The 22,595-nt window shown below is 33.5% G+C and carries 18 protein-coding genes; 8 read left to right on the top strand and 10 right to left on the bottom strand.

The features are described from left to right. Positions 1-10: 10 nt before the first annotated feature. The gene (locus DPQ89_RS18275; RefSeq protein WP_127718491.1) at positions 11-775 is read left to right on the top strand and encodes an ABC transporter permease; all 765 of its coding nucleotides are present in this window, start codon (positions 11-13) and stop codon (positions 773-775) included. After that, positions 762-1,544: an ABC transporter ATP-binding protein gene (locus DPQ89_RS18280; protein ID WP_164848541.1), complete on the top strand. Its 783-nt coding sequence runs from the start codon at positions 762-764 to the stop codon at positions 1,542-1,544. The genes DPQ89_RS18275 and DPQ89_RS18280 overlap by 14 nt, the downstream gene beginning before the upstream one ends. On the opposite strand, the gene DPQ89_RS18285 is transcribed toward DPQ89_RS18280, so the two are convergent. From DPQ89_RS18285 to DPQ89_RS18300, 4 genes are read right to left on the bottom strand one after another with little or no spacing between them, the layout of a single operon-like run. Beyond that, positions 1,486-2,400, bottom strand: a complete 915-nt coding sequence (locus DPQ89_RS18285) for a hypothetical protein (RefSeq protein WP_127718493.1) — start codon at positions 2,398-2,400, stop codon at positions 1,486-1,488. The genes DPQ89_RS18280 and DPQ89_RS18285 overlap by 59 nt on opposite strands. Continuing rightward, complete coding sequence (locus DPQ89_RS18290; protein WP_127718494.1) at positions 2,378-3,316, bottom strand: hypothetical protein; 939 nt, start codon at positions 3,314-3,316, stop codon at positions 2,378-2,380. Before DPQ89_RS18290 ends, DPQ89_RS18285 begins: the two co-directional genes overlap by 23 nt. After that, positions 3,316-4,590: a glycosyltransferase family 4 protein gene (locus tag DPQ89_RS18295; protein WP_127718495.1), complete on the bottom strand. Its 1,275-nt coding sequence runs from the start codon at positions 4,588-4,590 to the stop codon at positions 3,316-3,318. The genes DPQ89_RS18290 and DPQ89_RS18295 overlap by 1 nt, the downstream gene beginning before the upstream one ends. Continuing rightward, positions 4,581-4,862, bottom strand: a complete 282-nt coding sequence (locus tag DPQ89_RS18300; RefSeq protein ID WP_127718496.1) for a PqqD family protein — start codon at positions 4,860-4,862, stop codon at positions 4,581-4,583. The genes DPQ89_RS18295 and DPQ89_RS18300 overlap by 10 nt, the downstream gene beginning before the upstream one ends. Positions 4,863-5,013: 151 nt before the next feature. Between DPQ89_RS18300 and DPQ89_RS18305 the strand changes: the two genes are divergently transcribed. After that, positions 5,014-6,414: a twitch domain-containing radical SAM protein gene (locus DPQ89_RS18305; protein WP_127718497.1), complete on the top strand. Its 1,401-nt coding sequence runs from the start codon at positions 5,014-5,016 to the stop codon at positions 6,412-6,414. Positions 6,415-6,440: 26 nt separating this feature from the next. Here the strand turns inward: DPQ89_RS18305 and DPQ89_RS18310 are convergent, their stop codons facing one another. Next, positions 6,441-9,002, bottom strand: a complete 2,562-nt coding sequence (locus DPQ89_RS18310; protein ID WP_127718498.1) for a CRTAC1 family protein — start codon at positions 9,000-9,002, stop codon at positions 6,441-6,443. Between the two features lie 261 nt (positions 9,003-9,263). Here DPQ89_RS18310 and DPQ89_RS18315 point away from each other — a divergent pair, with 261 nt between their 5' ends. Then, positions 9,264-9,992: a sterol desaturase family protein gene (locus DPQ89_RS18315; RefSeq protein WP_164848543.1), complete on the top strand. Its 729-nt coding sequence runs from the start codon at positions 9,264-9,266 to the stop codon at positions 9,990-9,992. Between the two features lie 2 nt (positions 9,993-9,994). On the opposite strand, the gene DPQ89_RS18320 is transcribed toward DPQ89_RS18315, so the two are convergent. Next, a complete protein-coding gene (locus DPQ89_RS18320; RefSeq protein WP_127718500.1) occupies positions 9,995-11,293 on the bottom strand; it encodes a radical SAM protein in 1,299 nt (432 codons plus the stop codon). Positions 11,294-11,410: 117 nt separating this feature from the next. After that, on the bottom strand, positions 11,411-12,508 hold the full coding sequence (locus tag DPQ89_RS18325) for a radical SAM protein (RefSeq protein ID WP_127718501.1): 1,098 nt from the start codon (positions 12,506-12,508) through the stop codon (positions 11,411-11,413). Positions 12,509-12,561: 53 nt separating this feature from the next. Here DPQ89_RS18325 and DPQ89_RS18330 point away from each other — a divergent pair, with 53 nt between their 5' ends. Next, on the top strand, positions 12,562-13,863 hold the full coding sequence (locus DPQ89_RS18330) for a DegT/DnrJ/EryC1/StrS family aminotransferase (RefSeq protein ID WP_127718502.1): 1,302 nt from the start codon (positions 12,562-12,564) through the stop codon (positions 13,861-13,863). Continuing rightward, positions 13,856-14,944, top strand: coding sequence for a radical SAM protein (locus DPQ89_RS18335; protein ID WP_127718503.1), 1,089 nt, complete (start codon positions 13,856-13,858; stop codon positions 14,942-14,944). The genes DPQ89_RS18330 and DPQ89_RS18335 overlap by 8 nt, the downstream gene beginning before the upstream one ends. Position 14,945: 1 nt before the next feature. Here DPQ89_RS18335 and DPQ89_RS18340 read toward each other — a convergent pair whose 3' ends face one another. Further along, a complete protein-coding gene (locus DPQ89_RS18340; protein WP_127718504.1) occupies positions 14,946-16,331 on the bottom strand; it encodes a radical SAM protein in 1,386 nt (461 codons plus the stop codon). A gap of 197 nt (positions 16,332-16,528) precedes the next feature. Here DPQ89_RS18340 and DPQ89_RS18345 point away from each other — a divergent pair, with 197 nt between their 5' ends. Beyond that, positions 16,529-19,072 (top strand): CRTAC1 family protein, encoded by a 2,544-nt coding sequence (locus DPQ89_RS18345; protein ID WP_164848544.1) that lies wholly within the window; start codon positions 16,529-16,531, stop codon positions 19,070-19,072. A 50-nt stretch (positions 19,073-19,122) separates the two neighbouring features. After that, a complete protein-coding gene (locus tag DPQ89_RS18350) occupies positions 19,123-20,790 on the top strand; it encodes a hypothetical protein (RefSeq protein ID WP_127718506.1) in 1,668 nt (555 codons plus the stop codon). A gap of 176 nt (positions 20,791-20,966) precedes the next feature. On the opposite strand, the gene DPQ89_RS18355 is transcribed toward DPQ89_RS18350, so the two are convergent. Together DPQ89_RS18355 and DPQ89_RS18360 are read right to left on the bottom strand one after the other, a co-directional pair. After that, on the bottom strand, positions 20,967-21,776 hold the full coding sequence (locus DPQ89_RS18355) for a cupin-like domain-containing protein (protein ID WP_127718507.1): 810 nt from the start codon (positions 21,774-21,776) through the stop codon (positions 20,967-20,969). A gap of 241 nt (positions 21,777-22,017) precedes the next feature. After that, positions 22,018-22,584, bottom strand: a complete 567-nt coding sequence (locus tag DPQ89_RS18360; protein WP_127718508.1) for a sterol desaturase family protein — start codon at positions 22,582-22,584, stop codon at positions 22,018-22,020. Positions 22,585-22,595: the final 11 nt, after the last annotated feature.

The raw sequence follows: 22,595 nt of genomic DNA on the forward strand, positions 1-22,595 counted from the left end.
TTGGTCATATATGAATAATTTTTTAAGAATATCTCTTATTTTAACAAGAACTCAGCTTAAGTCTAGATACAGATCTACTTTTGCTGGAGCTATTTGGGTTATTGTTAATCCTATATTACTATTCATAGCACACGCAATTATTTTCAATCAAATCGTAAAAATTAATGTTCCAAACTATTTTCTATTCTTGCTCGCGAGCTTAATACCTTGGACGTTTATTGTCGGCAATATAAATATGGTTACTCCTATCCTCGTTACAAATAGAGAGTTTTTGAATTCCTTTAATTTAAACCCCCTTGTCTTAATTATTTCTCAAGTTCTTGATAACTTTATAAATTTCCTAATTAGCTTCATTGTAATATTTTGTGGAGTATTTTTATATGTTGGTACTTCAATTATTGATCTTAGCTATTTATTGATTCCAATATGTGTCTTAAACCTTTTAGTCTTTTGCTTAGGAGCTTCAATACTTTGTTCAACGATGCACGTTTATTTTAGAGATACTCAGTACTTTTTAAATTTTATCAATAGTATAATGTATTTACTAACGCCAATCTTTTATCCTGTTGAGATGGTTCCTCAGTGGGCAAAGATATTTGTAACTCTGAATCCATATTTTATAATGATTCATCCATTTCAGATAATCTTTAATAATTATAATGAACTCTCTATGATGAATCCTCTTATAGGCTCTTCGTTTTTAGGATGGGGGATATTGTGTTTTAGTTTAATTATATGGAATCGTCAAAGGGATGGTATGTATGCAGCCCTCTAGAGAAAAAATAATTTCTATCCACAATTTTTCGTTCGAATATGATGTTAAATTCTATAAGAAAAATAATGATTTAAGACAACTCTTTGTTGAGATTTTCACTTCACCTTTAAAATCATTCTTTGATAAGAATCAAAAAAACTATGTTCTAAAAGATATTAACTTAGAAGTTTTTAGTGGTGATCGAGTAGGTATTCTTGGAGTTAATGGTTGTGGTAAGACAACCCTTTGTCGTCAGTTGGCCGGAATGGGAAAAAAAAATGATTTTGTTCTAACAAAAGATTTAAAGGCCATTTTAAATACTGATGTAGCGGCATTTCCAGAGCTTACTGGAAGGGAGAATATAGAGGTTCTAGTAAATCTTCTCTATATGGATAAATCAAGTGAAGAAAGAAAGAAAATCATTGAAGATGCTGTGAGTTTTAGTGATATTGATAACTTTATTGATACACCATTTAAAAATTACTCTAAAGGTATGAAGGCCAGAGTTTTTCTCTCTTCAATATCTTCAACTCCTTCTAAACTTCTAATTTTAGATGAAGTCTTCGACGGTGCGGATACTTTCTTTAGTGAGAAAATAGCTGTTAGGGTCAAGAAAATGATTGCTGCGTCTGGTGCTGTTTTATTTGTGAGTCATGATTTAGAAAAAATTAAAGAGATATGCAATAGAGTGATCGTATTAAAAGATGGAGAGATCATTTATGATGGATCAACTATCGCGGGGATAAAGTCTTACTTAATGAACTGTCGTCCAGATCTTTCAGAAATTTAGAAAACCCCTGTTCTAGTTCAGTGAAGTCATAATATTCGCAAAATTCTATAATGGCATTTATATAGTCTTCAAGCTTTCTCGAATTTGTAACAGAATAGTTTTGAGTTATAAGTCCGTGTAGCTCCCAGCAAAGTGCAGCTCTTATTATATCCATTTCTTCTTTGTTTACAGTGTAATGATCTAGTAATTCGTCTATCTCATGTTTTTCACCCATAGATTTAACGATCCACATATTAGGGAATAGTACTAACTCATTTCTATCTTCAATTTTTGATTTCTTCTTTTGAGACTCTAAGAAGGACTGTATACAGTTCTTAGTTTGAGAAGAGTATAGCTCTTTAAAAATTTCAGATATATCTGTTGATGGATTATCAATTAGTAAAAGTTTTTTATAATACGAAAATTTACGATTTCTAATTTTTACCTTCTTGTTTGAATGTATCATTCTAGAGAGGAAAACAATTTTTTCTGCTGCTGTGGCCTTGTTGTCTCGTGGATAATTGCGGCTAAATGTTGGATCTCTTAAAAGCTCACATGTATTAAAGTACTTATAATATTCTTGTATATTACTACGCTTGTAGACGTTTATTTCTTGGAGTAGCGGACAGAACTTTTTTAACGATAGGTACTTTTTTAATGTTTTACTTTTTTGTGGGTTGCTGGTGATTAGTGTTAAGTCAATATCACTTTTAAGAAACTCATCGTAGCCCAGAGCTATACTATTTCTTACCCATAGCTGATCTCCATCAGACTTTAAATAATTAATGATTAAACTCGTAATAAAGCTATTCAAAATGGAGCCTATTCTCTTAGGGAGTAGGGTCGGTAGATACTTAAAGATAGAATAGATTTTCATTTTCTACTATTGATTGTGCCAAGCTTATTATTTGAGGCTTCACTGGCATATAGAAGTTATTTGAATTTTCAAGATCAGCAAATAGATCATCTAGTGAAAGCTTCTGAGCTGAAGCTCTTATCCACTCATAGAGTTTATCATTACTTTTTGGTAAAGAATCTAGCGTAATAAGTTTTATAAATGAATTTGGAGTTTCTTGTATTTGACCTGACTCCGAGTCGGAGTAATTGTATGGTCTAATTCCATTGGTTGCGAGTCTCCACGTAGCATAGGACTTTGAATAAAATAAGCTTGAACTCTTGTCTTCGAAAAGTATAGAGTTAGGCAATGTAAAACTCTGAAGTTGTTCGGCATCGATATATGAAGATTTAATATTAAAAATAGATTCAATTTTTGAAATTCTTTCATGAAAGAACCTAAGATTTAAACTACTGCAGTCTCCGCAAATATAGAGAGACTCAATATTTGATTCAGCTCTTATTTTTTCTATTTCAGATATGTCGATGTCAGTTGATATAAATGGGGAACTATAGATAAAGTTCTTAATCTTTGATGATCGTCCTTCTGTATTAAATGTCTCTTCGTAGAATTGAATATTATTAATCCATGCTGTAGGTACTATATGTCTATAGCGGTGATTAATAAGTATTTTGGTAAGTAGTCCATGAGGAATAGGGTTCTTAGTAAAAAATTTTACTAGGTCTATTACTCCATCTCTTGATTGAACAAAATTAAAATTATTAATTGAAGATAAATTCTTAAATGCACTTAAAAATATTGGATTAAGAAATGAGATATAGTCTCTTGCATGTAAACTATGGGCCTCTTCATAGCTATAGTCCTTATTTAGAAGATTTCTCCATCTAGATATTGTATTAAGCAAGTATAGTTCGTCAGGTGTCTGAGATATATTCATTAGCTATCTCCTGTATATGAGCTATAGAGCTGGTGATAGACTTCAGAATAACCATTCTTAGGTCCAGAAAAAGGACTTTCAGGAGTTGCTTCTAGTCTACTCACGGTCTTGGCCATTAGTTCATTAAAGCCTGAGAAGTAATTCGTGCTACTAAAATCTACAAAGAGAGATAGTGCCTTAGAGAAATTAGAAACACTTTGTGCATCATTTGTTTCACGCTTAATTGATTTTAATCTATCTAGCTGCTCAGTAAGTGTTCTAAAGAAATCTTTCTTATCAGGCATTGCTCTGTTGGAAAAGCTTGTATTAAAACTTGTTCTTACAAGGCTACAATTTGGAAAAAAATCCTTAAATGATGAATAGCCGCCCCAGTCACTAAGAATTAGTGGTAGTCCGCAGCTTGCGGCTTCCGCAGGGGCCATTCCAAAGTCTTCATCATTATGTGTACTCATACTAATATAGCAATCACTGGCGCAATATAACTCGTGTAGCTCATCTATAGTTAAATTACCGAGGTATTTAATATTTGTTTTGTCTTCTATTGTTCTCAGCCAGCGGGAGCTATAAGCTCCTGCGTGAGAATATTTTCCAAGATAGGGCACTCCTATGTCATCAAATGGACCTGCAACCAAAACTTTGAAGTTGAGATTAAAGACCTTTTTAACCTCATCTAGAAGTTGAATAAGCTCTACCACATTCTTTTGCATACTAAGGCGACCTGTGTAGATTAGAACGATATCAGATTCCTCAATATTATATTTCTTTCTTGTAGAGTTTCTTTTGCTCTCATTAAAATTGAAAAAATTGGTGTTGACTGGGAAGAAGGAGTTCTCTACCAAAGAAGAGTCTTTAACAAGCTTCTTTAAAAGATTCCCTTGTGCTTTTGATGCACAGATAAATTTAACTTTATATTTTTTTAATGCTTCAGTTGCACCTAGCCATTGTGGGGCCTGTAAAATGAAGTCGCCAAATATATGGAAAACTAGGTCTGCCCTCTTTTGTGAAGAAGTGTGTTCGTCGAGTGAACTAACTATAGATGCAGGACTTGGGTGATGATCTATGAATATGATTGTGTCACATTCAATTTTTGAAAGCAGAAATCCAGCTTCGTAGGCAGTAAAAGAATTTGTGTTCTTTAACTCTAGAGTTTGGATTACTTCAATATCTGATCGTTGGAGATAAGCATCTGCTAGGTTCTGGGTTATCGTTTTGCAGCTAACCCAGTCCGATGATTCCTGTTGTTTAACAAGAACAATTTTTTTCTTTATTTGCATAAAAGACTTAAGGAGTCCAATTTCTCAAGAAATGAATCAATGTCACTTGCAAGTTGATCTTTGTTTTCAGGAAAACGATTACATAGATCAGAATAAACTTCTGTTAGCTTCTTGCCACCCTCTATGCCCTTGTAGATATCTGCAGCAATACCATCAACCCTAAAGAATACATCTGAATCATCCATTTTCATTAGAATGATTGAACCATTTTCATTCTTTCTACTAACAATGTCTTCTTGAAATTTAACGTCTCTATTTTCAAACTGATTCATATTAAGGTCCTTTTAAATAGCTGTAATAATAAAAATTATATCGGCAAAGCTAATCTGTGTCAAAATGAACGATGCTTTTGGTCGCATAAATACTAGATTTCATGGCATAATGTAAGAGATATTAGGTAAATTGAAACTTAGGAAGAATATAGTGTCTGACTCCAAAAAAAGGCATCTAGCATACAAGAAAAATATCTTGGAACCAATCTCTGGATCCGTGTGTGCTGCAAAATGGTATAATGCTACAATTTGGCTTGGTATGGGTGGTACGACTAGTTGCCACCATCCTCCTTTCCACCAAATAGACACAGAAGAAATTAAGAATAATCCCAAAGCAATTCATAATACTAAAGAAAAAAAGCTGCAACGTAAGCAGATGTTAGAGGGGCAAAGGCCATCTGGTTGTGAATATTGTTGGACTCTTGAAGACCTGGGGGACGAGGTCATCAGCGATAGGGTGTATAAGAGTATTATTTATGATGATCAGGAAGTTAAGTCTCTGCCAGAAGTTGGGCATGATACAGATGTAGACCTTAAGACGTTGGAAATATCCTTTGATAGAAACTGCAACTTTGCTTGTGCATACTGTAACTCTAGTTTCAGCTCAAGGTGGGCCAAGGAGATGCGCCAGCTTGGTCCTTTTACAAACTTAATTCATGGCGATACCAAGGCATTTAATCATAATGCTGATAATGACTTCAAATGGGAAGATGAAGAGAAGAACCCTTTTTTAAGGGCCTTTTGGCAATGGTGGCCTGAACTGTCCAATTCTTTACAAGAGTTAAGGGTTACAGGTGGAGAGCCTCTTTTGAGCCAGCAGTTTTGGAAACTATTAGAAAAAATTGAAAAGGAAAAACCATCATTCTCATTTGCTACTAATTCCAATTTAGGTGTACCTAATGCTTTAATAGATAAGCTTATTAAGGCCAGTAATCAAATTGAAAACTTTGATTTGTACACAAGTTGTGAGACGACAAAAGAACATGCTGAGTATATTAGAGATGGTCTTGAATATGATAGATTCGTATCAAATATTGAAAAACTCATTAGTAAAAGTGGTTTCAGATCTATAAATATAATGATGACTATAAATGCTCTTTGTCTTTTTGAAATGACTTCTTTGTTTGATCAGATTTATGAATGGAAGCGAAAGAGTAAGATTACAGTGACCTTCACCTTAAATATCTTACGTTTTCCGGCCTTTATGTCGGTTCTAACGCTTCCAGAAGACTTGAGAATTAAATACTCAAAAAAGCTCTATAGATGGGTAGATGAGTATAAAGATGATCCTCTGACGATAAAACATGAAGTAGAGTCTGTTGAACGCTTGGCCAGCTACTTAGTAAAGGCCGAAAAGGCCCATAGTAAATCTACAGATAGAAGGATACTGGAAATAGATTTTAAAAACTTTTTTCTACAATATGATAAGAGAAGAAATAAAAGTATTTTAGATACTTTTCCACAAGAGTTTGGAGAATGGTTCAACTCCATTAATGAGAAAGTTCCTAAAAAGTATTTCTACGTTTTTTCTGATGAAGTTGAAAAAGACTAGCTTCGAAAAGCTAGTCTTAATTTAATTTAGTATGATGAAATATTAAGTGATTTAGGTTCTTTAAATACGTGGTGACCTGGCTTAATATTTCTAAGCTTTTGGTTTAAACCACTTGGCCATTTGATTGTTAGAGTATCAATTTTATTTGCTTTACCTAGCCCTAGGTGGATTAATCTCTCCGATTGTACCGTTCCCGAAGAACCAAGCTGTTGTCTCTTAATCTCTTTGCTTCCAATATTTGCAATAATTGTCGCTCCGATACCAGCAATATTTGATTTAGTACCAACTAACTTAATCGTTACTGCTTGGTTCATATCTTTCATTTCATTCTTAAAAATTTGAACAGGCTCAAATTGATCAACTTTATAACCTGGGTCTGCATTTCTAAGGACTAAATCCATTTTACCATCTTGGTCTAAGTCAGCCGTTGCGGCCATATAACCATCGGCAATTGTATCTAGGCCAGTCATAAATCCAACTTCTGTGAATGTATTGTCACCATTATTTCTAAAAAGTCTGTTTCTTTGTGCCCCAGCAAGAGATGGTGAGCTAATAGACTTACCATTAGAGTGAATATCTCCTCTATAGAAAGAAAGTAGATCCATTATTGCGGACTGTGAGTCTGATCTAAACAGAAGACTTTGGAATTCAGAATTTTCAATAGGGTTACCATAAACAATTTTTTCACTTCTAAGCTCTGAGCGTAAACCGTCCTCAAGAATACCAAGCTTATTTGCAACTACAAAATGTGTAGATAAATCTTGTGATTGATCATTTTCGGAACCTGACCAGAGACCTGTAACAAGATAGATATCTTCATGACCATCATTATTGTAATCAATGAATTTTACACCACCAGCACCTTCTCCAGCAAAGTCTAGACCTGTCGCTTCAGTAGTCTCAAGATACTTTCCATTTGGAGTAGCTTGAAATGATCTAACTGCTGCGGTCCCTGCTGTCACAACATTTGGTAGAGACCAGTTCATTTCACAAGATTCTTTTAATCTCTTTGCAGAGTGAAAGTTTACAGATGACATGATCATATCTAGTTTTCCATCACCATTTAAGTCGCCAATGTCAGCGCCCATCCCGTAATCTTTAAGCCCTACACCAATTTTAAGTGATGAGTATTCAAACTTTCCACCACCCTTATTCATATAAATAGGACTCAAGTTACCTCTATCGTCGATAACAATTAGATCCATATTTCTATCTTCATCTAAGTCTGCAGCCATAGCTGAGTGTGGGAAAATTCTAGAAAGGTCATCTTCTCTAGAAACTGTAGGGTGTGCCTTTCTTAGGTATTCATTTGAATCATAGCTAAATTTTGCATTACCTTGATTAAGGAAGACTCCTTGTGTTTCAAGACCTTCTTTTTGAACCGCTTCTTCAAGAGCTGTAAAGTCTTTTGCTCCAGGGAATCCAACGTAGAAATCTAGAAGACCATTTCCGTTAAAGTCGGCAAGGGCAAGTGGCATAGCATAAGCGGTTTTCTTAGGAAACTTTACAACATCCTTCATTTTATTAAAGTGATTCTTTTCATTTTTATAAATGAGAATATCTGATCGATCATTTGGTTTTTGAGATTCATTTGGAGCAAATCTTACAAGTAGTAACTCTTCTTTTCCATCATTGTTAAAGTCTGCAAAAGAAGCCGCTTTTACAAAATTCTCTTTTTCGAGTCCACTTTGCTTTGTCTTGTCAAAAGTGTGATTCTTATTACCTTTAAGTAAAACAGAGTCAGCAACAGTTGCTACATAGAGATCTTGAACTTTGTCACCATTGTAATCTCCAATGGCCATGGCATAACCACCTCTTCTAATCGCCTCTCTACGAAGATGAGTAGGAACACTTTTGGAAATATTTGAAGAAGCTGTCAAGTTTGTAAAGTAGGTCTTATTTGTTTGTAGTTGTTCACCTTTTACAAGCTTAAATTGTGTAAGCTTCCATTTGCCTTCTTGTAGTTGAACATCTACTTGAGCAATACCTCTTTTTTGAAGTCTTGCTTTGTCTGCTGTGTGTCCTCTTAGATCAAATCTAACAAGAATAGTTGCCTTGTTCATTTTTAAATCTTTGCCACGAGTGTCCGGAAGACTTATGTACTTATGTCCTACTAGTTCAGCAAATTCAATATTCTCGAAACTAGAAAGATATTTTTCCATACCTTTTAAAGTTTGTTTCTTGTCTGTAATTTTATTATTTGATTTTAGCTCTTTTAGAGAAATTCCTTCGAGATCTTTTGTACTACTAGTTTTAAGTCTTGAAAGATCATGACCGCCAAAAACATTGAGAGTCAGTTTTTCTATAAGATCAATATTCTTTGATTGTAATCCATTTTTAAGTGGAATTATGATGTCATTTTGAATACTAAGAAACTGCATCTCATCGCTCAAGCATTGCATTGTCATTCTTTTTTCATTGAATGGAAGAATGGCCTTCCCTCTAGCATCCTCAAGTGACTTATCTATCTTTGTATTAAGAGCATTCATCAAAGTGTCGGCAGACTTTTGATTATTTGGATTGGCCATACCTGCATTTGAGAGCAGACACATAGATGATAGTAATAAGCTAACTTTCGTTTTTGACATACGTACTTCCTGAGATTAATTTCACTATTGTTATTATTTAGAGTTTAACTCAGTGTTAAAAAATATACAATTTGAAGCAATAAAATACCCTAGTGATGCTGATAAGAATCAGTCATTTAGCGCACTTTTTTGAGAGGCAGAGTAAAAGTGTCGGGTATCATATTTAGCCAATAAATTAAGCCAGTTGTATCGACTTTCTTAAATCATGCTATGATTTAGTACATGGGCGTTGAAAATTATCTTATTCTAATATCTGTACTAATGCTTTCAATATTAGAGTTATATTTCTATAGATCAAAGCAAGAGAAGTTTTCTAAAGGTAAGAAAGAAGATATATCTTGGTATCTTATTCATACGATTGTCTCACCCTTTATAAATAGCAGTTTAGTTTTTCTAATTGGTAAGTATATCTCGTTTGGGCTTTCTCTACATGGAGTAGGGTTAGATTTGATTAGTTATGGAATCACTATTTCAGTCTTATCTCTTGTTATTTTCCAAGATTTTGTCTCCTATTGGTCTCATCGCTTTATGCATAGAGTAGACTCTTTATGGGGGATTCATAAAGTTCATCATACTACGACTGAGCTTAATGTTCTTTCTTCTTTCAGACACTCGATCTTTGAAAACATTGTGAATGTTACGATTGTAGGTTCACTTAGTGGTCTCATTATAGTGTCAGATTCAGTGAGAGGAGCAGTGGGAATCTTCTTCTCTTTATTATGCCTATTTCAGCATGGAAATATCTCAATAGTCTTTCCACGATGGTTTAGAGAAGTATTTATCACTCCAAGAAATCACTTTTGGCATCATTCAAAAGAGACATATTTTAAGGGAGGTCAGAACTTTGGCTTCTTGCTCTGCATATGGGATAAGGTCTTTGGAACTTATTATTTTCCAGATCACATCAACACCGAACTTGGTGTTGACGATGAGTCTGATATTCCAAAAGAGTTCTATAAGAAATTACTTTATCCTATTTTGAAGGAGTAGTATTAAGATTGCGCAACTTTCGTTTCTTTTTTAAATTTAAAAATTCCAAATATATCTTTCACAAAACCACGAACACACAAAAAGATCTGCCAAGATAGTGCAACAATGGTTATAACACCCATTCTGAAAAACTTAATTGGTGTACTAATCATTTCAGGGTCTCTTTCTGCTTTAGTTCCTGGACGAACGCCAAATACAATTGGAACTATTACATCAAATCTAAATACGGCCTTTAGAGATTGATAGAAATCAGTCCATGTCTCACTAGGGAGACCAACCATTATATCCGTCTTAACGATTAGGTTTGGATTCTTTTCTTTAATAGAGCTTACGCAGTCAGCAACTGCAACAGGGTCATATCTACGTCCACTATGATATACAAGGCGAGTACTTCCACTTTGAATCGGAACAGTAACACCAATTGTCTTATGATCCTTTAAGTATTTGTGAATATTCTCATGATAGAGAAGCCATCTAGGTTCAAGGTAGTTTAAGACTACTCTAAAGTCTTCTTTTCTTTCATAAAGAGGTGCCATTAAATCGGCTGGATTTTTATTTCTATCGAGACCCCAGGCTCCAATGTCTGTAGCAAGTAACCAGAAATTTTTGTAACCTTGTTCTAGACCTTTATTTAAAGTGTCAAGAACAGTTAGCTCTTCCTGACTATGTACGAAACCTCTAGATTGCTTTATCGAGCAAAAAGTACACCCTCCTGCACAGCCATGACCTACTTCAATAACATAGAACCCATCACTAAAGATCATCGTATCCAAGAAGTTTAATAGATAGCTATCTGTAATACCTAGTAGTCCGTATATAAATCGAACAGCTTTTCTAATGCCCCAAACGATTTTATGGGCAATACTAGAGTGACAATTTGTGATATCGTCGAAACGATTAGTAGTAATAGGTTTATAAGTCTTCTCATGATCAAGACCAAGTGAAGTAGATAACTTCTCCATCTCTACAGGTTTCATGTGAGTGATATTTTTATTTTGATTAGCATATGAGTCATCAATTTTTTCAGCTCTAATTGCTGAGTAGCAACCTGCGATGATAAGCTTCTTATCATCAGCAGCTCCATTCATTTGCGTCTTCATCATCTTTTCAATATATCTTTCACTTTGGTCTTCAAAGCCAGGTGTTACTGAGCATGTGTTTACAACAATTACATCAGCATCGTCAGCTTTGAAAACTCTCGTCATATCTTCTGATTTGAAGTAATCATCATAAACAGCACTTTCCCAAAGATTACTAGTGCATCCGGCCGCGGTAGAATAAATGTAATATTTTTTACTCACTAGAGAACTCCTAAGGTTTTCAAAAGACAAACGTCCTAAATATTTAGTTATTATACGGTAACTTCAAAAATTATAAAATAGTAAATGAATATTCGTTTAAAAGCAGTATGTTATAAATTATGAGGTTTTAACCTGTTTTGAAAAAACGCAACCTTCACAAGCCTTATTATTAGATTTCATTAGATTTGAGAATTTTTTATAGTCTTCATGAATGTAAAGCTTTTTGAGGTCATATCCCAGTTCTCTTATATTTGAGACTTTGAAGCTAATGTCACAAGGAGTGAGAGTTCCATCATAGTAAAGAGTTACATTGTTCTTGTATAGTTTACAATTCTTAGCACTCATTTTAGAAGGATCCTTAATATATTCAATTAAAGACGATTTACTAATAGATGGTTTAAAAATAATAGGTGTTTTTATTGATTTCTCAATATTAAAAATATCTTTTATCACTTCTATGACTTTACTTGGATTAGTAAACTTAAAGGTGTTTCCTGTTTGATACTTACTGCTTAGGAAGTCGTTTTCAAAAAGCCTGCCACCTCGTGCATTATTTTGAAACGGAAGATTTACAGTTATTATATCTGGTCTTACCTTGGAGTCGCAGTGTCGAATTAAGGGAATGATCTCTTCAATATTCTCATCAAGTAACATTGTCTTTACATTGATAATTAATTTCTTCTTCGCTCTTTTAGATTCACTTTTTAGTAAGGTGATAAATTCTTCGGTTCTTTCAAAGGCATTAGAGCTACCTCTCAATTCATTATGCTTCTTATTCATACCATCAAGTGAGATTAGTATATATTCGATACTACTATTAATAATAGTATCTATCATTGAGTCATTATATACAGTTCCATTTGTAGTAACAGAGCACTTAAATCCCATCTGCTTAAGTAGGATTAAGAACTCTTTGAAATTTTTGGCCATAAATGGTTCTGCACCAGTTATATCTATAATTGTTGTTCTTGGTATTGATATGAGTATCTTTTTCCACTCATCAATTGAAAGAAGATCTGGTTCTTCTTGATTCAAACCCTCTTTGAGGTAACAGAAAGGACAGCTCAGATTACACTTACTTGTAATTCGTATATGTAATACGAAAGGAGATTGAGCTAGGAGCCTTGAGAGCGACGGAACTATTAAGCTATAAAGGTGATTCAAGCAGTAGAAGATTTTGTTAATCATCTTTGCTTTGAATTTTCTAAGTATCATTGCATAATGGTAACTTGTTAATAAATCTATTTCAATAGGCCCAGATTAGGTAAATGATGACTGTACTGCCACGCTTTAAATATTTTGTATCATTACGCTCCCTAATTAGAGATTTAATGAGTCTATCTATAGCTAATATGAATGATAGAGCTGAAGTTAAGAAGTTTGAAGCTGAGCTGTGCTCATATTTCAATAGAAGTCACTGTATGACAGCTTCAAGTTATCGAATGTGTGTTTATTACTATCTTAAAAGTTTAAAACTAAGACCAGGGGATGAAGTTCTTCTTGGTCCTATTACAATTGCTGATCTGATCAACGTTATCCTGATCTTGGATCTTAAGCCAGTTTTTGTAGATATTGATCCACAAACTCATAATATTTGCTTAGATTCGTTGAAGAGCTCTAAATCTAAAAAGTCTAAAGTGTTAATTATGACCTATTTATCTGGCATGGTTGGTGAGACGAGTGAGGTTCTTAAGTTATGCAAAGAGAATGAGATTAAAGTTATTGAAGATATCTCACAGGCATATGGTTCAAGACTTTGCGAAGATAAAGATCCTTATGATGGAGATATTCAGATCGGCTCGCTTAGCTCTGGAAAACTAATTTCAACCTACACGGGAGGTTTTGCATTAACTAACGACAAGTTGGTGCTTGATCTAATAAATAATGAAATAAAAGAAGAAATATCTCCCCCAAAAATTAGATTCTTAAGTGAAGTCCTTACAAATATTAAAATTAATATCGCAACATCAAAAACCATATTTCCCTTTGTATATTTATTATTTTCTTTCCTATGGAAGTTTAGTCCTAACTCAATGAAGAAACTTACGAATACCAAGTTTCATACAAGGTCGGAGAAATATGATGTATTCTTTGACGATTTTCCGATTCGTAGAAAAGAGATTCCGATGGGGTGGAAAACCTTTATGTGCTCATGGCAAGCTAGGGTAGGGATGAGGTATTTATCGGAAATATCGAAAAGAAACAAAAGAAGACAAGAATTAGGAAGTATTTTTTACTCTTCACTAGCTGAAGAAGTTAAGAGTCGTATTCCTAGACTTGCTTTAAAAGAGGGATTTAATTTTTATCATATACCTTTCTCCTTAAAGGGCGATAAGAGTAGTGAGTTAATAGAGTTATTTAATATAGGTGTTGACTCTGAGGGGTATGGGTTAAATTTTTGTAGTGAAGAGAAAGCCTTTGATGAATACTGCAAGAAACTTAAAGGGGCGACTCATGTAAAAAAACACTCTGTTTTTCTTCCTTTACATGAAAGCTATAGTAAAAAGAGTATGCTAATTATCGCTGAGCGACTCAATAGACTTTTTTCTGAGGAAGTAGAAAATGTTTAAAAAGTTAAAAAATAAAATAATGAATCCATTATTTTTCTTTTTAAATGAAACTTATAGCTCTCTATCTGAACTATTTAGTTTCATCATTCCTCAAACGCCATTAGTTCTAAAAGTCCGAATTACTAGTAAGTGTAATTTAAGTTGTCCATTTTGTTACTTAAAGATCGGTTTGAATCAAAAAGAAGATGGGCACTTGACTCTTGAAGAGTGGGAAAAAATCTTAACAAATCTTCCTAAAAGAACCGTTGTAGATATCACAGGAGCTGAACCTGTTGCTTATCACAATTTAATACCGTTTATTGAATTACTAAACCGATTGAAGTTTAAATACTCCATAACAACCAATGGAACTCTTTATAATGATGCAACGGCCGACTCCCTGGTTAAAAATAATTTGTCGGTACTAATGGTTTCCCTCGATGGAATGAAGGACACACACAATAGATTAAGAGGTAGTGATAAGGCATTTGATAGAACTATTGAATTTATTCGTAGGATTGAGGCTGCAAAGAAGAAATTTAATTCTAAATATCCCGTAATAAGTATTAAGGCCACGGTTCTAGATGAGAACTATAGTGAACTTAATGATCTTGTTGACTTCTGCAATGAGAACTTTGAGCTAGATGTGTTTGGATTAACTCTACTTTTCCAGAATAGGGCCAGAGGTGGAATGGAATTAGTTGATGAGTTTGGTGCAAGTGAATTTTCTTCAGGAAATACTGCAGTATTTAAAGAGAGAGAAAAAGTTATTAAGTCTCTAGAGCAAATAATTAAAAGAAGGTCTAGTCTTCCTTTTCCTGTAGTTATTAAACCTCGTATGAGTATAAAAAGTGTGTATAAATATATTAATGATCCCTCGTCGATGGATGTTAAGTCCTGTCCTCAATATAAGAATAATCTAACTTTATATTATAATGGTGAAATCTCTCCGTGTGATATTGGACTTAATATTGGCAATATTCGCGAATTAAATTATCGCTTCCCTGAAGTATATAAGGGCCCAAGGTTTTTAAAATTTAAGTCTCTCATGAGTAAGTCTCATAAGTCCTGTCAGGGGTGCTGTGCCGGTAAGCATTCTTGAATTATTTTGTTTTAAATAAGATCTGTAGCATTTCTTGTATTTGAATTAAAAGATGTTCAAATGACTTTATTCTAAAAAAACTTTTAAATAAATACTTTGGATTAAAGTAAAAAGACCTTACGGCTAGATTTCTAAGTTGATATATTTCATCTCCAGTTAAGACACCATTACTAAGAACCTTGTTATATCCGAAAGAGTCGAAGTGCTTTTCTTGTCCCTCTTTAATTCTTCCATCTTTTTGGGCCTCAGACCTTAAAGATGAACCGGCCAAAGGTGCAGCTATATTGAATGATGCGTAGTCGATATTAAGGCCTTTGGACATTGAGATTGTTTTTAAGATGTCCTCTTTCGTTTCGTTAGGAAGGCCAATCATAAAGTCTCCACATATATCAATACCAAGCTTTTTTGCATGGGAGAGAAGTGCATAAAATCGATCTTCTTTCATATGTCTGCCATACTTTTTTAAACTTTTAAAATTATGCGACTCAATTCCAATTATTAATGTATGGCAACCTGATTGTTTCATTAACTCTAGTAGTTCAGGATCGTATTGATTTGGATGAAAATAAGTACTCCAAGTGAACTTAACTTTTCTGCTGATCATCTCTTTTAGTAATGAAATGGTATTTTCTCTTGGAAGTCCGAAAGACCTATCTCCCATATAAATTTCTTTTAAACCTAACGCCTTAATATGCTCTAGTTCTTCTATTACGTCTGTATAGTGTCGATAAATGTTTGGAAACTTTGCTACAACACAATAGCTACAAGAATAGGGACAGCCCCATGCTGTAAAAACGGTTGTATATTTAAACCTAGTTGAAAAAGGCCATCTGTATTCTTTGAGAAGAAAGTTAGAATGGTGTGGCATCTTAATTTTTACAGGAATAGGTTTTTTTAGATCAGTTCTTGTATAGGTATTCTCACTTACAAAGCCCTTTCCATCTTCCCAGTGATTAATATCACTGATTAGAAACTGCTCGATACTTATCTCGAGTGGATTAGATAGTACACCATTTGAATAGGGACGTATTTGCTCTACGGCCTTAGGGTCTATGAAAGCATCGCCAAAAACAAAGAGGGGCATATCTGGATAAGTTGATCTAATCACTTTTACAAAATTGAAATCTTCTGCCCAGTTTGTATCAGCAAGGGCAATAATGAAGAAACTTTTTTCCTTTTTTTCAATTTTTTTTAAAACTTTTTCTTGTGAAATATTTTTAGCAATAGCATCTATAAGTGTGAAATTCTCTCTTGAGAAATGTGAGGATAAAAGTAGGAAATCATAGGGTTGGTAAAGGTAATTTCCTTTAGATTCTGTTGCGCAATCAAAATTACGAATTAATTTACGACCTTTCATAGAGGGGGGATTGATGAAAAGAGCGTGCATAATATTTCCTTAAAAAAGTACTTTTAAAAAGCGCAAAAAATAATTGACACTTTTGGTACACAGTAAAAATAAATAGGAAGAATTAAGGCCCAAATTTCTAGTTACTTATGCTTGCTGAGCACAATCATAGTGAAATATCCTTTATTTATGTTAGCCTTAATATTGTATTTAATTTTAACATAGAAAAGAGGTCCGTTGTGAACAGAAGTAACATTCCATTCAAATTATTGTTAATCTTATGTGTTTCAGTGTCTTGTATAAATAAGGAAGGAAACACACCGTCTAATGTATCAAATGATAAAGAGGTTCTAAATCATGAGATGGATAAGTACTTTGTTTCTGAATCTAAGGCAAGTGAGTTACTAAATAAGCTTATCAAACAAGCTGATCATAAAAGACCAGACCTAAGTACGATTGCCGACTTTAATGGTGGAACGGCTAAAGAAGAAAATCCAAATCCTCATGGACCATGTTGGGCCGATGAAGTTCAGTTTGATGAAATGCAAGTCAAAGTTTTAAATAAGTGGAGAAACTCTTGGCAGGCTCAGGACCTTACTCAGTTTAATAAATTATTAACTAGCTCGTCAATCAAAGTTGATTTTCCAAAAAAACTAAAAAGTCCTTCTAGAAATATTAGTAGTACGATTTCCCAATATGAGTGGAAGGGAACTGAAACAGGATCTTTTAAAGAATATCTTTCTAATTTTGAAAAAATTGAAGATTTTGAATTAGTAACAATGAAAGTAAGTTCTCCTCGTTCTATGAGAGATGATTCTCTAAACATTGTAAAGGCCCAATTGCAAGTACACTTTGATTTAAGAGGAATAACTAAAGATGGTAAAAGAAGACACGATAGAGGCCCAATAGCTGTAAATATTGAAAACCTTGATGGTCAATGGAAGATCTCTCAAATTCAAAACTGGGGAGTGGAGTCGTTAATAGCAAGTAAGTCAACTTTTAGTGATGTTACTTCAATTTCTAAAGTCGACAAGATCCCACAGTATCAGCGTTTAGAGGCCATTAGAAGAGGTGGTTATGCAATTGCAGTAGGTGATTATAATAATGATGGTATTAATGACATGTTTGTAGGGGCCCATGGTCCTGGGAAGTTACTTGTTGGGAAAAAAGATGGATCTTACTCTGAGGTAAAAGATAGTGGTCTACAGAATGATACTTTAGTTAAGACAGCTATTTTTGCTGACTTTGATAATGATAAGAAAACAGACTTACTTCTTGTTAGATTTTCTGGATACACTAGAGAAGAAGATGAGAAATTAAGAAGTGATATTATTCTATATAAGAATTTAGACGGTGCTAAGTTCAAAAGAGTCGGAAAAATCTTAGGTGATACTGTTTTAAATGAAACTGCTATGCCAGCTTCTGTCGCTGATTTTAATAATGATGGTTTACTTGACTTTTATGTTGGTTATCCAGGAAATAAAGATTTTACTGTTGTTGGTAAGATTGTTGGAAGAGAAAATATTAAGGAACAAGGTGTATATATTAACCAGGGTGACTTTAACTTCTTAACTAAAGAGAAGATGGTTGATTATAATAATCGTAAATTTGATAAAGTCACAAGACATCAACAGATCTTTCCACACTCGTCTGTTGCATTTGACTTTGACCAAGACGGTGATGTTGATATTGTTGTTATTGATGATAGAGGTAATATTTCTCCTGCTTATCAAAATGATGGGAAAGGTAACTTTATACAAGCATCAAGACATATTGGTGTCATGAATAAAGGTTTTGGAATGGGCCTAGCTGCAACAGATATCAATAATGATGGAAGAATTGATATGGTGTTAACAAATGTTAATTTTAATGCAAAGTATAGATTCGATAATTCATGTAGAACAAATTGGGATGATGAATTCTTTGGATCTTTTGATCATGGTTTAAAATTATATATTGGTCTGCAAAAAGGTGTTTTTTCGGAAGCAACAGGGCAAATGGGACTTTCATTTGCTGGAGAGGGACTCGCTGGAGTTGAGTTTATTGACTATAATAATGATGGTCACCAAGACTTATATGTAGCCAATGGTCTTTGGAGTGGTACTGATAGAGATGAAGACTTAACAAATATTTTTACAAGATCTCATATGGCAACAGAAGAAAGAGTTATCAGATCTCATAGAGGTGCTAGGCCACAGTCTGAGGTTATGGATGTACTTTCTGGATTTAATGGAAGTATTGTAGGTAAGGATAAGAAATCAAGATTATCATTAGCAGGATTTCAAAGAAATCGTTTATTCAGAAATAATGGGGATGGAACATTTGTTGAAGTTGGATATCTTGAGGGTGTAGACTCTATCGCAGACGGATATGTAATTGCTAAGTCGGATATTGATAACGATGGTGATGTCGATTTAGTTCTTAGAAATGGAGACCCTGGAACTCAGGATATTTATTTTCAACCTGTTCAGGTCTATAAGAATGAAAACGGTGGAAACTCTCTTAGAATCAAGTTAACTGGAAAGAAATCTAATAGAGATGCTGTTGGAGCAGAAGTTGTTGTAAGAACAAGAGATACAATGCAGACACAACAATTAATTGCTAATAATGGAACCGCCCAGTCTGAATCTATTCTTCACTTTGGTCTTGGTGATGTTAAACTAGCTCAAGAAGTTAAGATTAAATGGCCTAGTGGAGATACTACAATACTTAGAAATGTAAAATCTGGTACACTAAATATTGAAGAAGGAACAAAAGGCGATACTACTGTTACCGGCTTCTAATTGAATTGGCCTGTTAATGATCTTAACAGGCCCCTTATAGAGGAACATTATTGTATTTAAATCTAAAAAAAATATTTTATACATTCTTTCTTGTTCTTGCTGTATTTATATTTTCTCTTCAGGGAGACTTTTATGAAGATGGTAATTACATTCTTTATGCAATTTCATTTATAGAAGATTTTGATCTCAATATAATAAATCAAGTTACACCTGATTTCCAGTGGATGGCTACTGAACAATTTTCTCATCCAACTCATCATTCAATTATACAAACACCTACTCTTATTTTACTCTATCCTTTAGAGAGGATATTACTAATTCTTTTTTCTGTTGATGGAATCACATCATTCTATATATCTTCTGTCTTAATGAGTTTTATTTGTTTAAGGTCAGGGCTAAACTTTTCAAAGAAATTTTTGAATTCTATGGGAGAGAAATTAAGCGATGGAGAGTTCTTAGTTTTCTTTTTTTGCACAGTTTTGTTTTACTTTTCTTTTATAAAGATGAATGTAATTGAAATCTTTTCATTCATGCTAAGTTCGTACCTGCTGAGTGAGTTGTTTTTTACACAAAAGAGAGAGAGAAACTATTTGAGTATTTCAATTTGTTCAACAATTCTTGTTACTTCTAAGCTTACTTATTTTCCACTATTTTTATTATGTTTTCATGATGTATTTAGATCAAATGACTTAAGTAAACGTACTAATATATTGAAATTTACCGTTGGATTGTCTACGGTGTTAGTTTCGTATGTTATTTATCAATATTCTCACTATGGTCAAATATTTAATTTTGGTTCTGAGTTTTCAAAGCATGTCTCCGATTACACCTTGTTAAATATTTGGCAAACTCTAAGGTATGGATACTTTGGGGTAGGAGGATTGTTCTACACAAATATTATCTTTCTTCCTATTTTTGCTTTGGTCTTGAGCTTTCTAGTAGTGAAAATTAGAAGGGACTTAAGGTTTCTCTACCTTCTTGCCTGGTTAATGATGAGTTTTTTTCAAACAATTTTCTTGGCCGGACCTATTTATGAAGATCATTTAGTTGGTAGAATGACACTGACTTGCCTACCTCTTCTTTTACTAGGTTACTCTTTATGTATCAAAAAAATTAAGAATCTCTACTTTAAAGCTGTTCTTTCGTTTCTACTTATTGGATGGCAATTCTATGTTTCGTTTACATATGTCATTAAAGAAAATGAGGGACATTATGCGTATGCCCTAGATAAGCTAGTATCTCTTAATAGTTTTTCAAATATTATTTCCGCCAGATTCGCTAAGAATTTTGATATATTCTTTGAAAACTTTCTACTATTTATCACGATAGCAATATTCGCAACTATTATTTCTCTTAGTGGAACTACAAGAAAGTTGTTTGAGAGATTTTGTATTTATTGCTCTATTAGTTTAATTCTTCTATCTGCAATAGACTATAAGAATTCATCAGGTAATGGGAGGAAGTTTTTGATAGAAAGTGATCGTCTAGATAATACTGTTATTGCTAAGGACCCAAAAGGGTATATGTTTGTCTATATAATGGATACTTATGAATCTCTTCTTTTGAATTCTAAGTCAAAAAAGATGAGTGAAAGACTTGTTTCTAAGCGATTTAATTACTTCAAAGAGGTTAAAGGATCTTACTCTCATATTACGCCTGAGTTTGAAAAGGCACTAGAAGATCACAATTATAAATATAAGTTTGATGTGTTCCAGTAAACTTATGGCCATTTTGTAGGGAAGTATTGACCCTTAGTATGATTTGTCATTTTAGACAAAAAGGATAATTGCTTCAAAAGGACTAACGATGTCAGAATTGGAGACTGTAGGGCCGCTCTAAAAGGAACCCACCTAAATGCTACACCTATTGAAGTTGAAGTATTTTCTACACTATGTCAAGTGTAAGCAGGGTTAAAAAAGAAGTCTCCAGCTTCAAGTTCGACTTTTATAAATGGAAGTTTTGCAATAATTCCTTTTCGTGAGTTTTCATCTAGATTATTAAATATTGGATCTGCCATAAACTGAGGCTGTGTGTCTATTATAGGATTAAGAATAGGGGTCCAGTCTTTTGGTAAAGTAAGCCATTTCTTGTTGCCATGGACTTGAATAAAGGAAACATTTGAAATTGCGGTATGAATATTTGTAGAACTTTTCTTTCCACCAATAAATAGTTGAACAGAACTTTCAAGATGTCTCACAGCAAGTGTAGATTTCATAAAGGTTTTGTCAAAGTAATCAAGAAGCTTTGGGTATTTTAGTATTAGTCCCGAAAATTTTGCATACTTAGTTGACCCGGCTTCAATATCTTCACAGATTTGCTTTAAAGGAGCTTCTTTGTATATATAATCATCTGAGTTAGAGTCTAGAAAGGGGAGATTTTCTTCACCATAGTTTTGTCTGAAAAAATCAAGAGACCATTCTTTACAACATGGCCAGTTCTTTGCCACAGATTTTATAACAACAGGTTTTCCTGGTAAAACATAGTTTTTAATGAAATCTGCGTCAGACAGTTCTCCCATCTTATAGGTATCGACTTTTTTAATAATAGTATCATCATTTTTTTCAAGTTTTTTCAATAGTGATTGAGAGAAGCGTACTTTTAATGAATATCTTTTGGGAATGTTGAAAATATATGAGACAAGTTGCTCTATTATCCAAAGAGAGTAGTAGATTATATATTCAAAAATTGAGATGGGTGGAGTCAATATTAAATCCTTTAAATTACTTCTTTATTATGGGGTAGAATAAAGATTTTATTGGGTTAGTAGGATACTTGTCTTCGTCTTTAAATCCTGTCTCAAGACAAGTTTTATTAGGGCCATAGTAAGTTTTAAAGATTACATCGAGAAGAATGAATACTCCTGCATAATTACATCTTTCGTGTTCTTTTGAATGATGCCATCTATGAGTATGAGGAGAAGAGAGGATATGAGATAGAGGAAAGAACTATTTTATATCGCAATTCATGTGAATTAATGGCCCCCAGAATGTTCTAATGACACCGTAAATAACTAGAGGTTCCCACGTTGGAGATAAAATACTCATAATTGGTAAGTTTATAAGAAGACCTTCGATAAAAATGAAAAGAGGATGATTTCTTGCATCGCTAAATTGGTTTAAGTGTTTGGAGCTATGGTGTACCTTGTGAAGTTGCCAAGTAAACCTGTTATGCTTTATGAAACGATGAAATAAGTAGTTAATAAGTTCAAAAGTTATAAAAACGATAAAGAACTGCAAGTAGAGGTTAAAATCTCGAATATTAAAAAGCTCTCTAAGATAAGAAATATTGGCCTGTTCAAAAAAAGTGGTCAAAATTGGCTCAATTTTATCTTCAGAACTAGGTAGTATGATATTATCTATAATAAGAAACCAAAAGAATAAGTCTTGAAAATATCGAAAGCTAAATGTTCTATTTGTTTTTATAGACTTAAAGTATTCTAAGGTGGCCAAGATAATTGAGATAACGGCTAGAAAAATATATTTATTATTTTCAATCAAAATAAATATTTCCATTTTCTTCTCCG

The sequence above is a fragment of the Halobacteriovorax sp. HLS genome, assembly GCF_004006665.1.
Lineage (GTDB): Bacteria > Bdellovibrionota > Bacteriovoracia > Bacteriovoracales > Bacteriovoracaceae > Halobacteriovorax.

Excerpts from the sequence above, each read along its gene's own strand:
- DPQ89_RS18360 (WP_127718508.1), bottom strand. The coding sequence starts at position 22,584 with ATGGAAATATTTATTTTGATTGAAAATAATAAATATATTTTTCTAGCC.
- DPQ89_RS18315 (WP_164848543.1), top strand. The coding sequence starts at position 9,264 with ATGCTTTCAATATTAGAGTTATATTTCTATAGATCAAAGCAAGAGAAG.
- DPQ89_RS18310 (WP_127718498.1), bottom strand. The coding sequence starts at position 9,002 with ATGTCAAAAACGAAAGTTAGCTTATTACTATCATCTATGTGTCTGCTC.
- DPQ89_RS18290 (WP_127718494.1), bottom strand. The coding sequence starts at position 3,316 with ATGAATATATCTCAGACACCTGACGAACTATACTTGCTTAATACAATA.
- DPQ89_RS18275 (WP_127718491.1), top strand. The coding sequence starts at position 11 with ATGAATAATTTTTTAAGAATATCTCTTATTTTAACAAGAACTCAGCTT.
- DPQ89_RS18295 (WP_127718495.1), bottom strand. The coding sequence starts at position 4,590 with ATGCAAATAAAGAAAAAAATTGTTCTTGTTAAACAACAGGAATCATCG.
- DPQ89_RS18285 (WP_127718493.1), bottom strand. The coding sequence starts at position 2,400 with ATGAAAATCTATTCTATCTTTAAGTATCTACCGACCCTACTCCCTAAG.
- DPQ89_RS18300 (WP_127718496.1), bottom strand. The coding sequence starts at position 4,862 with ATGAATCAGTTTGAAAATAGAGACGTTAAATTTCAAGAAGACATTGTT.
- DPQ89_RS18335 (WP_127718503.1), top strand. The coding sequence starts at position 13,856 with ATGTTTAAAAAGTTAAAAAATAAAATAATGAATCCATTATTTTTCTTT.
- DPQ89_RS18325 (WP_127718501.1), bottom strand. The coding sequence starts at position 12,508 with ATGATACTTAGAAAATTCAAAGCAAAGATGATTAACAAAATCTTCTAC.
- DPQ89_RS18330 (WP_127718502.1), top strand. The coding sequence starts at position 12,562 with ATGATGACTGTACTGCCACGCTTTAAATATTTTGTATCATTACGCTCC.
- DPQ89_RS18340 (WP_127718504.1), bottom strand. The coding sequence starts at position 16,331 with ATGCACGCTCTTTTCATCAATCCCCCCTCTATGAAAGGTCGTAAATTA.
- DPQ89_RS18280 (WP_164848541.1), top strand. The coding sequence starts at position 762 with ATGCAGCCCTCTAGAGAAAAAATAATTTCTATCCACAATTTTTCGTTC.